Below are 15,287 nucleotides of genomic sequence, written 5' to 3' on the forward strand. Positions count from 1 at the left end.
GCGTGTTGATTCAATGAGGTCATAAATAATCCCCCCACCTGTACCCACTGTAGTTGTATATGCAGGCATTCAAGGATATTTATCTAGGGATGAAAGCAATGGGAAGGACTTGACCCACTAAAACACTATCGAATATGAAGGCTTATTGGTGGAAAATATTAGCCATATTATTGCTGGCTTATACCATAATTGAAGGTTTATTGATTGATGTTCCCAGACTTCCCATTCTGAATGAAACCATCAGAGGATTGTTCTTTCATGTGACCATGTGGTTTGGGATGTTAATTATGCTGGTTGTGGCTGTAGTATATGGTGTAAGACATTTGAGAACGGGGAGCCTTGCTGACGATGACATGGCAGTTGAATTCACCAATGGGGCCATACTTTTTGGAGTCATTGGCATAACCACAGGCATGGTCTGGGCCAAGTTTACTTGGGGTGATTTTTGGACCAATGACCCTAAGCTCAATGCTTCAGCCATAGGATTGCTAATGTATTTCGCCTACCTGGTTCTTCGAAACTCCCTTACAGATGTTTACCAAAGAGCCAAAATCAGTGCTGTTTACAGCATTTTCGCTTTTGCGGTATTCATCCCTTTGATATTTATCCTCCCTAGGCTTACAGACAGCCTTCACCCCGGCAATGGTGGCAATCCAGGATTTAACGCTTATGATATGGACAGCAACCTTAGAAAGGTTTTTTATCCTGCCATTATCGGATGGACCTTATTAGGCGCTTGGATCAGTACAGTTAGGGTGAGGATTAGGCGCTTGGAAAGAAATTTAGAAGACAAATTGATCAATCAGTAATATGAAAAAGTTCATTATTATTTTCCTGTTTTTTATCAGCTTTTTCGTAAAAGCACAGGACAAAATAGGGATTACAGAAGAGGATTACCAAAATTCCGGTGTCGAGATGGCGGATAAAATGCGTTCTGAAGGAAAAATTTACGTATTAGTCAGCATAATTGGAATTGTTTTGGGAGGAATTCTCGTTTATGTGATACAAACTGACCGTAAAATCAGTGGTTTGGAGAAAAAATATAACGATTAAATCATGAAAAGAGGACATATTTTAGGCCTAGGCATTATTGCTGTTGCGATTGTCATCATTATCACTTCCATTGGTGATGCCAGCACATATGAAAGTTTTTCTACAGCCAAAACAATGGCTTTGAATGGAAAAACGGAAGCAATTCATGTTGTGGGTCAACTTAAGAAAGGTCAAAACGGTGAAGTAGAAGGTATTGAGGTGGGGGAAGACAAAACTTCTTTTACTTTCGTTATGGTAGACAATGATGGAACGGAGCAGCAGGTCTATTACAATGAACCTGTGCCCGCAGACTTTAAAAGATCAGAACAAGTAGTAGTCATAGGTACATACAAATCCAAAGAAATGTTTGTGGCGGAAAAAATCTTGATGAAGTGCCCTTCAAAATACCAGGAAACTGATGTAAAACCAAGCGCATCTTGATTACTTCCTGAACTATTATCCACTCAAAAAGAACCTTATAATGATGAATACCTTTATAGGTAACCTGGGGCATTTTATGGTAATTCTGGCTTTTGTCAGTGCCTTGGTCTCAGCTGTTTCCTACTATTATTACACCCGTGCGAGTGAGTTGGATAAACCATCCTGGAGAAATTTCAGTAGAATCACCTTTTATATCCACGGATTTGCAGCGGTATCCATAGCCTTCTGTTTATTCGAAATTATCTACAACCATCGCTTTGAATACTTTTACGCCTATTCACATTCCTCTAAAGGCCTGCCTGTACATTATATGATTTCCAGCTTCTGGGAAGGACAGGAAGGGGCATTTATCCTATGGATTTTCTGGGATGTTGTATTAGGACTGATTATTATTCATACCAATAAATTCTGGGAAGGCCCGGTAATGTTGGTATTTGCACTCGTACAGGCCTTTTTGGTTTCCATGATATTGGGAATTGTTATAGGCGACCTAAAAATTGGTAGCTCTCCATTTATGCTATTGCGTGAAGTTTCGGAGGCACCAATCTTTCAAATCAATCCGGAATACATTCCTGAAGACGGCACCGGTTTAAACCCATTGTTACAAAATATCTGGATGGTCATTCACCCGCCAACTTTGTTTTTGGGTTATGCCTCTACTTTGGTTCCTTTTGCATTTTTGATTGCAGGCTTGACACTCAAGCGATATTCTGAATGGATCAGACCTGCATTGCCTTGGGCTATTTTCTCTGCCATGATCTTGGGTATGGGGATAATTATGGGGGCCTATTGGGCCTATGTAACCTTAAATTTCGGAGGATATTGGAATTGGGATCCTGTAGAAAATGCAGTTTATGTACCATGGCTTATCATGGTGGCTGCCATACATACCATGATCACCTTCAAAAAAAGCAGTACAGCATTGAAAACATCAATGGTACTGGTAATTGCATCATTTATATTGGTATTGTATGCCACCTTCTTGGTAAGAAGCGGCGTATTGGGTGACTCTTCTGTACACTCCTTTACAGACCTAGGCCTGTCCGGACAATTACTCATTTATATGCTGTTCTTCTTGGCCATAGCCATCTTTCTTACCGTTAAAGAATGGAAACACATTCCAACTTCTGAGAAAGAGGCCTCTGTATATTCCAGAGAGTTTTGGATATTCATTGGCGCCACCACCCTTGCCTTGATGGCTTTTCAAGTAATTGTCCCAACTTCTATCCCTGCATACAATGCCTTGGTGGAAATATTTGGAGGGCTGTCAAATTTGGCTCCTCCGGCTGATCAGATAGGCTTCTATACAAAGTTCCAGCTTTGGTTTGCCGTCGCTTTGGCTTTATTAACAGGGGTTGGACAGTTTTTCTGGTGGAACAAAATGTCGAAAGACGACCTGAAAAATGCTTTGGTCACTCCATATATTATTTCTATGGTTTTGGCTGCCATAATCATTACCCTAGGCAAAGTTTACGACATTACCTATATCGTAATTGTTCTCTCCGGGGCATTCACTATTGTAGCCAATGGTACCATTCTACTCAAATTACTAAAGGGAAAGACATTCAAGTTGGCGGGGGGATCCCTTGCCCATATTGGCTTAGGAATGATCCTGATAGGTATCATGTTTTCTTCAGGTTATTCAGATACCATTTCTATCAACATGTCAGGATTGACTTACAAAAAGGATTGGGAAGATGACCTGAACAAGGAAAATGTACTACTTTGGATCAACAAACCACTTCAAATGAAGGACTATGAAGTCATCTACAGGGGCCGGTATAAGAAAGTAGTGGGTGTTCCGGGCTATGTTAAAGCAGACGCCATGGAATCCTTGGAAGGAATCAATGAAGCCTTGGCACTTGAAAACATTGAAGTTGATGGTAAAGCCTATTTCCAAAAAGGGGATACCTTAGATTTAGTCCTTGAGGAAAACTCCTATTTTAAGGTGGAGTACTACCAAGGCGAAGAGTTGAAATTCACGCTTTTCCCAATGTCACAGCCAAACCCAACCATGGGCTTGATCTCATCTCCGGACTCCAAAAAATATTTGACCAAAGACCTTTACACCCATGTATCGGCCATCAATGATTACGAAGAACCGGAATGGAATGACGACCAATTCATTAATGCAGCTCCTGGGGAGCAATTCTTTATCAATGACTTTGTTACCCAGTTTGAAAGTGCAGATGTAGTCAATGAAATTGATGGAGTGGCTTTAGAGGAGGGTGACATTGCTGTAAAAGCGGTGCTTAGCATAATGGATTATGATGTTAAGAAGGAACTGTCTCCTGTGTTTTTGATCCGTGGAAATCAAGTAGGTAAAATTGATTATATAGACCATGACCTAGGCATCAAGGTGGAAGTGGATAATATTGTTCCGGAAGAAAACAAATTTGTATTTAAGGTCAATACTTATCAAAAAGACTACGTTGTAATGAAAGCAGCAGTAAAACCAATGATCAATGTATTATGGCTTGGTACTGTCATTATGCTGATTGGTTTTTCGGTAGCCATTTATAGAAGATTTGATGAATTCCAAAAGATGAAAGCAAAAGGCCTGGAATAACGGCTGTTAAATAAAAGGTTTAAATTTTAACCCCTAATTAACATTAGGGGTTATTTTTTTATAAATTTATACACATGAAGCTTACGGTATCGGTCATAGGAACGGGAAATGTAGCCTGGCATCTATCTTCTGCATTAGAAAATGCAGGACATGAGGTTTTGGAAATTTATGGCAGAGATATCCATAAAGCCAACCAGCTTGCCTCAAGGCTTTATGCAACAGAAGCTCAAGATCATCTTGATTTTACTGAAAGCCATGCCAAGCTTTTCATTATTGCAGTAAGCGACCAAGCTGTATCCTCTGTAGCAGAAGCTATTTTACTACCTGAGGAGAGTATCTTGGTGCATACCAGCGGTACATTGGCTTTGGATATTTTATCCTACAGTTCAGCAGATTATACCGGTATTTTATATCCTTTACAAGGATTTACTAAAACCAGAGAATTATCATTTGAAGAAGTACCTTTTCTTTTGGAGTCTGGAGATAAAGGGACTTTGAAAACATTAAAAAAACTTTGCAAAAGCCTTAAATCCCCTGCTTATGAAATCCGATCCAAAGAGCGCAAATCAATACATGTAGCAGCGGTATTCGCCGCCAATTTCACCAACCACATGATCTATTTGGCGCAATCCATTATGAATCGGCACGACTTAGATTTTAATATTTTAAAACCGCTGATTATTGAGCAAATGAATAAAACACTCCAATTAGGTGCAGCTGATGCTCAAACAGGACCGGCAATAAGAGACGATATTGATACGATGGAAAATCACCACGATTTCTTGGCCTACGATGAACAGCTTGCAGAGATTTACAGAAGTATTTCTCAGAGCATTATGGACAGGGAAGAACTTTAAACACTGTCTCCCAATTCATTGCACCCAACAATAACCCATATAAAATTTGACCATATTACCTTGATTGAATGTAATCTCATTAGTTTTGTAACATGAAAAATCCAAAGGCGTCACCTGTTTTTACTTTTGGGGGGTTTGTAAAGATTATCCGTCTAGAAAACCTACTTCTAGTTGCCTTTGCACAATTAATGACCGCGTTCTTTTTGGTGGGCACAACCAAATCCGGCCTACCTGTTTTAGAAGATTATCACCTCTACTTGCTGATTATATCTACTGTAATTCTTACGGCTTCAGGTTATATGATCAATGATTATTATGATGTTAAAATTGATTATGTAAATAGACCTAAGGCAGTTGTGATTGGCAAGGGCATGAAAAGGAGAATGGTAATGATCCTTCATACAATAATGAATTTTATAGGCATATTGATTGGTACAGTGGTCCACCCTAAAATTGGTGCCATCACCTTTGTTGCTGCCTTTTTATTGTGGCTCTATAGTAACACCCTCAAACGCTTGCCCTTCATTGGTAACTTGACAGTAGCTTCCTTAACCGGTCTTGCCATTTGGATTGTTGGTATTTATTATCAAAAATCTGAATTATTAATCCTCACCTATGCATTATTCGCCTTTTTCATTAACTTAATGCGAGAGATCCTAAAGGATATTGAGGATCGAAATGGAGATAGGAAGCATGGATGTAAGACCTTACCCATTGTCCTGGGATTTAGGAAAACCAAAACCATAATATTTATTATTGCTTTCTTTTTTGTGGCCTCTATTTTATTTGTCACTTTCAAAATTAATGAACCGCAACTCTTTCTTTATTTCGGTGCCTTAAGTTTACTGTTCATCTTCTTTATGGTGAAAATTTATAAGGCAGATCGAAAATCTCATTTTACTGAATTGAGTACCATTTCAAAAATTCTTATGCTCACAGGTATACTGAGCATGGGGTTTCTATAATCACTAATTCAAAACTTATTAACCATGAAAAACAACCTTCTAATCCTATTTCTAATCACTTTGCCTTTGCTTTTTTCTTCTTGCTCGGGAAGTGAAAATCAATCCGACACAGAGGCAGAAGCCCTCACCGAAGAAAAACCAAAACTTTTCCCTGACGAAATTACAAAATTCACACCCCTACCTGAAAACCCAATTTTTACAGCTGCAAATGAAGGAGACTGGGATAGTGGCATAAGAGAAAGAGGTTTTATCATGAAAGAAGAAGACGGCTATCATATGTGGTACACCGGCTTTGATAAATATGATGATAACAGGATGCTCAAATTAGGCTATGCTTTCTCGGAAGACGGCATTGAATGGACACGTTATAAAGACAATCCTATTTTTAGTGAAAGTTGGGTGGAAGACATGATGGTGTGGAAAGAAGATGGAGTTTATTATATGTTTGCAGAAGGAAGGGGAGATATTGCCAAAATGCTAACCTCTACAGACCGAATCCACTGGGAAAACCAAGGAGACATTGATATAAGAAAAGTGGATGGCAGTCCGATAAGTGACGGACCTTACGGAACACCTACAGTATGGGTAGAAGATGGAGTATGGTATCTTTTTTACGAACGAGGAGATCTGGGCATCTGGCTGGCCACCTCAAAGGACCGGAAGGTATGGACAAATGTTCAGGATGACCCAATCATTAAAATCGGTCCCGAAGCTTATGACAAGTATGGGGTGGCTGTAAATAAAGTAATCAAATATCAAGGCAACTATTACGCTTATTACCATGCCACATCATTAGAGGACTGGAGTGATTGGACAATGAATATGGCAGTATCTCCGGACTTAAAGACTTGGACAAAATACTCAGAAAACCCAATCATGGGTGACAATAAATCCAGTGGTTTTCCTGTATATGATGGAGAAAAATTCAGGTTTTACACCATGCATCCTGAGGTAGTTATCCATTACCCTAGCAAATAAGATTTATTTAAGTTCGCAATTATGGGATTGAGATTAAAGATTACTTTGTAATTTTACAAAAAGGAATAAAACCAATTGAACATTGAAAAACATTGCCATTCTCGCTTCCGGTAGCGGTTCAAATGCAGAGAAAATTATCAATCATTTTCAGGGCTCTACCAAAGCTCGCATTTCATTAATTGCGTCAAATAAAAAGGCCGCCTATGTGCTTGAAAGAGCGAAAAAGCATGGTGTTCCCTCCCATACTTTCACCAAAGCGGAGCTGGAAAGCGGCAAACTTACCGAACTCCTTATCAATCAAAAAACTGACTTTGTGGTGCTTGCAGGCTTCTTGCTTCAAATCCCTGAAGATTTAATCAAAGCTTTTCCCAATCAAATGGTTAATATTCATCCTGCCTTATTGCCAAAATATGGGGGGCGGGGTATGTATGGAGACAATGTTCACAAGGCTGTTAAAGCTGCAGAGGAAAAGGAAACAGGAATTACCATCCACCTCGTCAATGAAAACTATGATGAGGGGAAAATTATCTTTCAAACGGCTGTAAAAATAGATAAAACAGATACCCCGGAACAAATTGCTGAAAAAGTCCATGTTCTGGAACATAAATACTATCCAAAAATCATTGAAAGTCTGATTTAATGCCTTGATTTTCCTAACTTTGTCACTTCATAAAGTTAAGTTCAAAAGTAAACACCAAACAATTCCCTTTTCTATCAATTTATCTTAATATAAAAATTTAGAGATAGAACTGAATATAAAAAATTACTATAGTAATGGCTGAAAAAAAAATACAATCTGCGCTTATCTCGGTATATTATAAAGACAACCTGGAACCGATCATTGAACAGTTAAAAAACCAGGGAGTAACCATCTATTCTACCGGTGGTACCCAGAAATTTATCGAAGACCAAGGTGCTGATGTAATCCCTGTAGAAGAGTTGACGGGCTACCCTTCCATATTTGGAGGTAGAGTAAAAACACTTCATCCTAAAGTTTTTGGAGGCATATTGCACAGAAGAGACAATAAAGGAGATATAGGGCAGGCCGAAGAATATGGTATTCCGGCTATTGACTTAGTAATTGTAGATCTTTACCCGTTTGAAGAGACTGTAGCCTCCGGGGCATCTGAGGAAGACATCATTGAAAAGATCGACATTGGAGGCATCGCTTTAATTAGGGCAGCAGCCAAGAACTTCAAAGATGTAACCATCATAGCTTCCAAGTCTCAATATGGTGAATTAGAAGATAAACTAAAAAACCAAGATGGAGCACTTTCATTGGCAGACCGCAAGTATTTTGCTGCGCAAGCTTTTAAAGTTTCTTCCAATTATGACACACATATATTCAACTATTTTAATCAGGAGGAAAATATACCTGCATTAAAAATTAGTGAAGAATCTGCCAAAGATTTAAGGTATGGAGAAAACCCACACCAAGAAGCACGTTTCTATGGTGACATCAATGCCTTATTTGACCAATTAAATGGCAAAGAATTGTCCTTTAATAATTTGGTGGATGTGGATGCTGCTGTTTCCCTAATTGCAGAATTCCAAGAAGAGACTGCTTTTGCCATCCTTAAGCACACCAATGCCTGTGGTGTTGCTCTCGGAGAAAGTGTAAAAGAAGCCTATGATAAAGCTTTTGCTGCTGACACGATTTCTGCCTTCGGTGGGGTGTTGATTACCAATAAAACGGTGGACTTGGCTGCGGCTGAAGCCATGCACAGCTTGTTTTTTGAAGTATTAATAGCGCCTGATTTTGACCAAGATGCTTTGGATTTGCTCAAAGGAAAGAAAAATAGAATCCTTTTGAAGCAAAAAATGAATATCGAAGGGACAAAGCAAGTTAAAACATTATTGAATGGATTTGTGGAACAGGACAAGGACCTGAAAACAGAATCTAAAGATCAATTTAAGGTCGTAACCAAGCTCTCTCCAACAGAGGCTGAAAAGGACGCTTTGGTATTTGCTTTAAAGATCTGTAAACATACCAAATCAAACACCATTATTCTAAGTAACCACGACCAGCTATTTTCTAGTGGTGTAGGACAGACCAGTAGAGTAGATGCATTGAAACAAGCCATAGAAAAAGCAAAAGCTTTTGGTTTTGACCTTAAAGGAGCGGTAATGGCATCTGATGCATTTTTCCCTTTCCCAGATTGTGTAGAAATCGCAGGTAATGAAGGTATATCAGCAGTGGTACAGCCCGGAGGTTCTATCAAAGACAAGGACAGTATTGCTTATTGTGATGCCAACGGCATGAGCATGGTGATGACAGGCGTCAGACATTTTAAACATTAATTGAAAATAATCCTCTTTGCATTGGATGCCAAGAGGATTATTTATTGGATTCAACTGGAAAATACAGTTTTCCAGTGTTTTTCCTTTTACATTGCCGGTATATTAGGTCCGGTAAATAACAAAGGAAAAACGAATTTAAAATAAGGCTTGAAAGCTCCTGAAATTAGCCTATATTAAGGTTGAGGGATGAAAGGAATATGGAGGGGTAAGAAATTGCAGTTTTCCCAGTTAATCATAGCATAACTATTGCTTAATTCGTGATAAATCTGATAATAACGCCTCGCCGGAACTTGGAACTTAAGCCAGCTTCGGATATTTATTCGGATTTAATTGCGTTAAATTTAAAGTAACAATAATCATTTAATTTAGAACAGATCAAAATGGGATTATTCGACTTTTTCTCAAGTGACATCGCCATTGACTTAGGAACAGCCAATACGCTGATCATACATAAAGAAAAAATTATTGTGGATGAACCATCCATAATCGCTATAGATAAAACCACCAATAAAGTATTGGCGGTAGGTCGTGAGGCCATGAACATGCATGAAAAAACTCATGAAAACATCAAGACCATCCGTCCATTAAAGGACGGGGTGATTGCAGATTTTTATGCGGCTGAGCAAATGATCCGGGGTTTAATTAAAATGATTCCGGGCCACAACAAAGGCATGTTTCCCCAATCTCATAGAATGGTCATCTGTATTCCTTCCGGTATCACGGAGGTAGAAAAACGAGCCGTAAGGGATTCGGCAGAACATGCAGGTGGTAAGGAGGTTTATATGGTTTATGAACCAATAGCTGCTGCTATAGGTATCGGGATTGACATAGAAAAACCTATGGGATCCATGATCGTAGATATTGGTGGAGGTACTACTGAAATTGCCCTAATTGCCCTTTCCGGGATAGTTGCAGACCAATCCATAAGGGTTGCCGGTGACACCTTTACTAAGGACATTTTAGATTATATGAGAAGGCAGCACAACCTGCTTATAGGAGAGAGATCTGCAGAGAAAGTGAAGATTGCGATTGGTTCTGCCTTAACAGAGCTGGATGATCCGCCGGAAGATTATGAAATCAGAGGTAGAGATTTGATGACAGGCATCCCTAAGGTAATTAAAGTTTCTTATTCTGAGATCGCTTTTGCCTTGGACAAGTCGGTATCTAAAATCGAAGAGGCTGTACTTAAAGCATTGGAGATAGCCCCCCCTGAACTTTCTGCAGACATTTATGACAATGGTATCCACCTAACTGGAGGGGGAGCTTTGTTGAAAGGTTTGGACCGAAGGTTGCATCAAAAAACCAAGCTGCCCATACACATTGCTGAGGATCCATTGAGAGCCGTGGTGAGGGGTACAGGAAATGCCTTGAAAAATATCAACCAATTCAGAACTGTTCTCATGACTTAAAAAGAAAATGCAACAAATCTTTCTATTTTTATATAGACTAAGGGCATTTATTCTTTTTCTGATTCTGGAATTACTGGCATTGGGGATTATTTTCACGCATAATTCACCCCAAGGAGCAGTTTATTTTAATAGTAGCAATAAATTTACGGGGCGATTATTGTCTTCAAAAAACAATTTTGTCTCGTATTTTACCCTCAATTCTACCAATAAAGCATTGGCTGAAAAAAATGCCTCCTTGCTTAATCGGTTGGATAGAATGACTGCTATTACTGATTCCGCTCATTTCAATTTAGACAGTTCCCTTAGTAATAATTTCAACTTCTGGTCGGCAAGGGTGATAAATAACTCAATCAACCTAAGTCAAAATTATATCACGCTGAATAAAGGCAGTTTAGACGGTGTGGAGGAAGGCATGGGGGTTTTCAATGAACAAGGAATTGTTGGTCGGGTAAAAGGTACGAGCAGTCATTTTTCTTCTGTAATATCTTTGTTGCACACAGACCTTCTGATTTCATCCAAAATAAAGAAATCAGAAGTCTTTGGCTCTACAAAATGGGATGGCGTAAACTCCAATGAAGCAAAACTGCTTTACGTTCCCCGCCATGTAAAGGTGGAACCTGGACAAGAAATTGTAACTTCGGGATACAATGCAGTATTTCCTGAAGGCTTACCCATTGGTAAAGTGAAGGAAGTTTCCCAAGGAAGTGAGACCAATTATCTAGACATTACGATTAGTTTAGGAGCGGACTTTAGTAAACTCAACTTCGTATATCTGGTAAAAAATGATCTCCGTGAAGAAATAGATAGTTTGGAAATGGAAATGGTGACCCCTAATCAATGACAACAATTAAAATACTCAAGTATAGCTTAAGCTTTTTTATTTACTTTCTGATTCAGGTATTTATCCTGAAGGATTTGGTCTTATTTGGTTATGCATTTTGCTTTTTATACGTGTTTTTCCTTCTAAACCTGCCCCATGAAGTCCCCACAATCCCGCTCTTGTTAATTGGTTTTTTCTTGGGCTTGCTAATCGATTTATTTTATGACAGTTTCGGAATTCATGCCGCCAGCACTGTTTTTCTGGCTTTTGTTCGCAATACCTGGATAAAAGTAATCATGCCCACAGGAGGATATGATGATAACGTGCCCCCTACTTTATTAAATACTGGAATAGGCTGGTACATTTTTTATAGCTTACCACTAATCCTCATTCATCATTTTATATTTTTTTATATTGATAGTTTAGGAACACAATTGTACCTCCCGCTCGTTATAAGAGTATTGAGCAGTATGGTTTTCACATTTCTATTGGGAACCATCGTTCAGGCTATATTTTACAAAAAAGAAAGGGTAGTATAAATGTACACAGGTAGGTCTTTAGTCGTTGCCATAACCATTGGGGTAATTGCTTTAATTTTATTGGGCAAATTATTTTTGATACAAGTAACGGATGATAGCTATCTAAGAAAAGCAGAGCGAAATGCCATTCAGAGAGTAGTAGACCACCCTTACCGGGGCTTGGTTTATGACAGAAACAATTCATTAATGGTATTCAATGACCCTGTCTTTGACCTAATGGTTATCCCTAAAGATTTCAGCCTAAAAGATACCACCAGGTTTTGTGAGTTATTTGAAATAGAAAAAGAAAATTTAATTAAGAATTTCACTGCCGCTAAACAATATTCTTGGGTAAAACCATACCCTTTAATCAAGCAAATTTCTAAAGAGGATTTTGCCAAAGTCCAAGATTTTCTCATCGATTACAAAGGCCTTTTTGTTATGACCAGATCTGTGCGTTCCTACCCGAGATCTTCAGCAGCGAATGTTTTGGGTTATATTGGAGAAATCAGCGGTTCTCAACTTTCCCGAGACAGTAGCAACTATTATGTCCAGGGTGATTATGTAGGCCATAGTGGAATCGAAGCTTATTATGAACCTGAGCTTCGTGGTAAAAAAGGCGTAAAATACAAATTGGTCAACGTAAGAGGAATAGAAAAAGGAGCCTTCAAAAACGGTGATCTAGACACCATGTCTGTTCCTGGTGAAAACCTCCAGTCTACCATAGACTTAAACTTGCAACTTTATGGTGAACAGCTTATGGAAGGTAAGCGAGGCTCCGTGGTGGCCATCGAGCCTAAGACCGGAGAGATTCTTTCTATCATTTCTGCTCCCTCTTATGACCCCAATGTACTCACCGGAGCAAAGTTTGGAGAAAACTATGAAGTTTTGAATAAAGACCCGGAAAAACCATTATTTAATCGACCAATCATGGCCATGTATCCCCCGGGTTCAATATTTAAGATTGTACAATCCCTAATCGGCCTTCAAGAGGGAATCATCACGCCAAACACGACTTTTGCTTGTAACAAGGCATTGGTTAATTGCCACAATCACCCCTCTCCTGTAAACCTTTTTGGTGCCATCAGAAATTCATGCAATCCCTATTACCATCAAGCATTTAGGCAAGTAATCAATCAGGAAATTTCTTCCAACACCTATACGGATACGCAAATAGGATTGGACAAATGGAGAGAGTCTGTGCTGAAATTTGGATTGAGTAATCGACTTGGGATAGATACCCATGGTGAAAAGTCGGGTTCAATCCCTTCAAGTGCCCTCTATGATAAAATTTATGGGAAAGGGCGTTGGAAATATTCAACCATTTACTCTTTGTCTATTGGGCAGGGTGAAATGTTGGTTACGCCACTTCAAATGGCAAATCTAGCAGCCATTTTTGCCAATAAGGGCTATTATTATACGCCGCATCTGGTTAAGGCCATCAACGACGATCCCTCCAGAATACCGGATAAGTTCAAAGAAAAAAGAGATTCCGGAATTGATGCCAAACATTTCGATTTGATACAGGATGCAATGGCCGAGGCGCTATATGGCACTGCCACCAGGGCCATAATGGAAGACATAGAAATTGCCGGAAAGACCGGAACAGCCCAAAACCCTGCGGGAGAAGACCATTCGGTTTTTATTGCTTTTGCTCCCAAAGATAATCCGAAAATTGCCATTTCAGTCTATGTGGAAAATGCAGGATGGGGAGGAAGAGCAGCGGCAAGTACTGCGAGCCTTTTGATAGAAAAGTACCTGACAGGGGAAGTCAATAGACCGGAGTTGGAGGAATATGTGCTAAAAGGAGATTTTATTTACTAAGTGAGACAGAAAGACACCAATTTACATAAAATAGACTGGGTTACCATAGGGCTATATTTTGCACTTGTTTTCATTGGCTGGCTAAATATTTATGCTGCAGTATATGATGAACAAAACGCCACATCCATATTTGACTTTTCCATAAATTCAGGGAAACAATTGATATGGATTGGAACGGCCGTAATATTGATCATTATCATTATGGTAGCAGACTACCGACTATTCCACAACCTTAGTCTGGTATTGTATGCTGTTTTTATCCTTATACTTTTGCTCACCCCTTTTATAGGTAAAGAGATCAATGGCCAAAGGGCTTGGTTTGAACTGGGGATTTTCAGGTTACAGCCAGCAGAGTTTACCAAATTTGCCACAGCATTGGTTTTGGCCAAGTTAATGGAAAATCCAAGTTTTGATTTAAGTAAGCTTAAAGATCAAATGAAAGCTGTAGGGCTGATCTTTCTTCCCATTGCGCTTATCTTACTTCAGCCTGACACAGGTACAGCCATGGTCTACAGTGCTTTTTTTATCATGCTTTACAGGGAAGGCATGCCTCAGAAGTACTATGTTATCGGCTTGTCTTTGGTGGGATTGACGATTCTTACCTTAGCCATTGAAAACAATCTTTATCTGTTTGGAAGCATTGCTGCGCTTATCCTCCTATTGATAATATTGAGTAAAAAGTCGTGGAAAAATGCTTTGGGATTTCTTCTATTAGGCTGCATCATGACCGCCTATGCCTTAAGCCTGGACTATGTAGTAGAAAAGCTCCCCGATCACCAACAAAACAGAATCATGGTATTGTTTGATCCGGGTGTAGACCCTTTGGGTGTTGGTTGGAATGTTACTCAATCTAAAATCGCCATTGGTTCCGGAGGTTTATTGGGGAAGGGTTACCTAGAAGGCACCCAGACAAAATTTGACTTTGTCCCTGAACAGCACACAGACTTTATTTTTTGTACTTTGGGAGAAGAATTTGGATGGATAGGCAGCCTGGTTATGATTTCCTTATTTGTGGCTTTATTGCTTCGGCTCGTCTTTCTGGCAGAAAGACAGAAAACACGCTTTTCAAGGATTTATGGGTATTGTGTGGTAAGCTTATTGTTTTTCCACTTTACGATCAATATAGCCATGACCATCGGCCTATTTCCTGTAGTAGGTATTCCCCTTCCATTTTTTAGTTATGGCGGATCTTCTCTTTGGTCATTTACTATATTGCTATTTATCTTCATTAAGCTTGACTCCAATAGAATTCAAATACTTGGAAGGAGTTACTAGCTATAGAACTGAACCTTGACAGCCTTACTATGCAAACAAAGAATTCTATTGGCTAAGATAGCTCAAACGGATTGTGCAATAGGATTCATGAATGGGTTGCAATCTCCAAACAGCAACGGAGTGACCTATTTTGAATTGGTTACACCAAGTAATAAAAGCTCTATTGCATATTGCGGGTTTATACATTTAATCGCTGTCCTATAAATGGAAGCTATTTTGGCGGTACTGTTCTTCTTCAACAATACCGCCAAAATTGTTCTCCACCAAGGTTAGTGATTTATCTATCGAAGTTAAAACC

Annotated in this window: 14 protein-coding genes; all 14 read left to right on the forward strand. The window is 39.2% G+C overall.

Translation table 11 applies throughout. The annotated features are described in order from the left end of the window. Positions 1–134: 134 nt before the first annotated feature. On the forward strand, positions 135–809 hold the full coding sequence (gene ccsA / locus Q4534_RS21035) for a cytochrome c biogenesis protein CcsA (protein ID WP_303615128.1): 675 nt from the start codon (positions 135–137) through the stop codon (positions 807–809). A gap of 1 nt (position 810) precedes the next feature. After that, the gene (locus Q4534_RS21040) at positions 811–1,053 is read left to right on the forward strand and encodes a CcmD family protein (RefSeq protein ID WP_303615129.1); all 243 of its coding nucleotides are present in this window, start codon (positions 811–813) and stop codon (positions 1,051–1,053) included. 3 nt (positions 1,054–1,056) lie between these two features. Next, positions 1,057–1,473, forward strand: a complete 417-nt coding sequence (locus Q4534_RS21045) for a cytochrome c maturation protein CcmE (RefSeq protein WP_303615130.1) — start codon at positions 1,057–1,059, stop codon at positions 1,471–1,473. Positions 1,474–1,513: 40 nt separating this feature from the next. Next, positions 1,514–4,042, forward strand: coding sequence for a cytochrome c biogenesis protein CcsA (gene ccsA, locus Q4534_RS21050; protein WP_303615131.1), 2,529 nt, complete (start codon positions 1,514–1,516; stop codon positions 4,040–4,042). Positions 4,043–4,116: 74 nt separating this feature from the next. Further along, complete coding sequence (locus tag Q4534_RS21055) at positions 4,117–4,899, forward strand: Rossmann-like and DUF2520 domain-containing protein (RefSeq protein WP_303615132.1); 783 nt, start codon at positions 4,117–4,119, stop codon at positions 4,897–4,899. Positions 4,900–4,991: 92 nt separating this feature from the next. Then, entirely contained in the window at positions 4,992–5,864 is an 873-nt protein-coding gene (locus tag Q4534_RS21060; protein ID WP_303615133.1) for a geranylgeranylglycerol-phosphate geranylgeranyltransferase, read from the forward strand. A 24-nt stretch (positions 5,865–5,888) separates the two neighbouring features. Further along, positions 5,889–6,842: a glycosylase gene (locus Q4534_RS21065; RefSeq protein WP_303615134.1), complete on the forward strand. Its 954-nt coding sequence runs from the start codon at positions 5,889–5,891 to the stop codon at positions 6,840–6,842. Positions 6,843–6,924: 82 nt separating this feature from the next. Next, positions 6,925–7,482, forward strand: a complete 558-nt coding sequence (gene purN / locus Q4534_RS21070) for a phosphoribosylglycinamide formyltransferase (protein WP_303615135.1) — start codon at positions 6,925–6,927, stop codon at positions 7,480–7,482. 134 nt (positions 7,483–7,616) lie between these two features. Then, on the forward strand, positions 7,617–9,143 hold the full coding sequence (gene purH, locus Q4534_RS21075) for a bifunctional phosphoribosylaminoimidazolecarboxamide formyltransferase/IMP cyclohydrolase (protein ID WP_303615136.1): 1,527 nt from the start codon (positions 7,617–7,619) through the stop codon (positions 9,141–9,143). Between the two features lie 380 nt (positions 9,144–9,523). Beyond that, positions 9,524–10,552 (forward strand): rod shape-determining protein, encoded by a 1,029-nt coding sequence (locus Q4534_RS21080; protein WP_303615137.1) that lies wholly within the window; start codon positions 9,524–9,526, stop codon positions 10,550–10,552. Positions 10,553–10,559: 7 nt separating this feature from the next. After that, a complete protein-coding gene (mreC, locus tag Q4534_RS21085) occupies positions 10,560–11,393 on the forward strand; it encodes a rod shape-determining protein MreC (protein ID WP_303615138.1) in 834 nt (277 codons plus the stop codon). Beyond that, positions 11,390–11,911, forward strand: a complete 522-nt coding sequence (locus tag Q4534_RS21090; RefSeq protein WP_303615139.1) for a rod shape-determining protein MreD — start codon at positions 11,390–11,392, stop codon at positions 11,909–11,911. Before mreC ends, Q4534_RS21090 begins: the two co-directional genes overlap by 4 nt. Further along, positions 11,912–13,714, forward strand: coding sequence for a penicillin-binding protein 2 (mrdA, locus tag Q4534_RS21095; protein ID WP_303615140.1), 1,803 nt, complete (start codon positions 11,912–11,914; stop codon positions 13,712–13,714). Continuing rightward, positions 13,715–14,989 carry a rod shape-determining protein RodA gene (gene rodA, locus Q4534_RS21100; protein ID WP_303615141.1) on the forward strand — a complete coding sequence of 425 codons (1,275 nt, stop codon included), beginning with the start codon at positions 13,715–13,717 and terminating at the stop codon, positions 14,987–14,989. Positions 14,990–15,287: the final 298 nt, after the last annotated feature.

Source organism: Cyclobacterium sp. 1_MG-2023 (assembly GCF_030546805.1).
GTDB lineage: Bacteria > Bacteroidota > Bacteroidia > Cytophagales > Cyclobacteriaceae > Cyclobacterium.

What these genes read in the sequence shown, in the direction of transcription:
- Q4534_RS21055 (WP_303615132.1), top strand. Translation starts at nt 4,117, where the DNA reads ATGAAGCTTACGGTATCGGTCATAGGAACGGGAAATGTAGCCTGGCAT.
- mrdA (WP_303615140.1), top strand. Translation starts at nt 11,912, where the DNA reads ATGTACACAGGTAGGTCTTTAGTCGTTGCCATAACCATTGGGGTAATT.
- Q4534_RS21040 (WP_303615129.1), top strand. Translation starts at nt 811, where the DNA reads ATGAAAAAGTTCATTATTATTTTCCTGTTTTTTATCAGCTTTTTCGTA.
- purH (WP_303615136.1), top strand. Translation starts at nt 7,617, where the DNA reads ATGGCTGAAAAAAAAATACAATCTGCGCTTATCTCGGTATATTATAAA.
- ccsA (WP_303615131.1), top strand. Translation starts at nt 1,514, where the DNA reads ATGATGAATACCTTTATAGGTAACCTGGGGCATTTTATGGTAATTCTG.
- Q4534_RS21060 (WP_303615133.1), top strand. Translation starts at nt 4,992, where the DNA reads ATGAAAAATCCAAAGGCGTCACCTGTTTTTACTTTTGGGGGGTTTGTA.
- ccsA (WP_303615128.1), top strand. Translation starts at nt 135, where the DNA reads ATGAAGGCTTATTGGTGGAAAATATTAGCCATATTATTGCTGGCTTAT.
- Q4534_RS21080 (WP_303615137.1), top strand. Translation starts at nt 9,524, where the DNA reads ATGGGATTATTCGACTTTTTCTCAAGTGACATCGCCATTGACTTAGGA.
- mreC (WP_303615138.1), top strand. Translation starts at nt 10,560, where the DNA reads ATGCAACAAATCTTTCTATTTTTATATAGACTAAGGGCATTTATTCTT.
- Q4534_RS21045 (WP_303615130.1), top strand. Translation starts at nt 1,057, where the DNA reads ATGAAAAGAGGACATATTTTAGGCCTAGGCATTATTGCTGTTGCGATT.
- Q4534_RS21090 (WP_303615139.1), top strand. Translation starts at nt 11,390, where the DNA reads ATGACAACAATTAAAATACTCAAGTATAGCTTAAGCTTTTTTATTTAC.
- Q4534_RS21065 (WP_303615134.1), top strand. Translation starts at nt 5,889, where the DNA reads ATGAAAAACAACCTTCTAATCCTATTTCTAATCACTTTGCCTTTGCTT.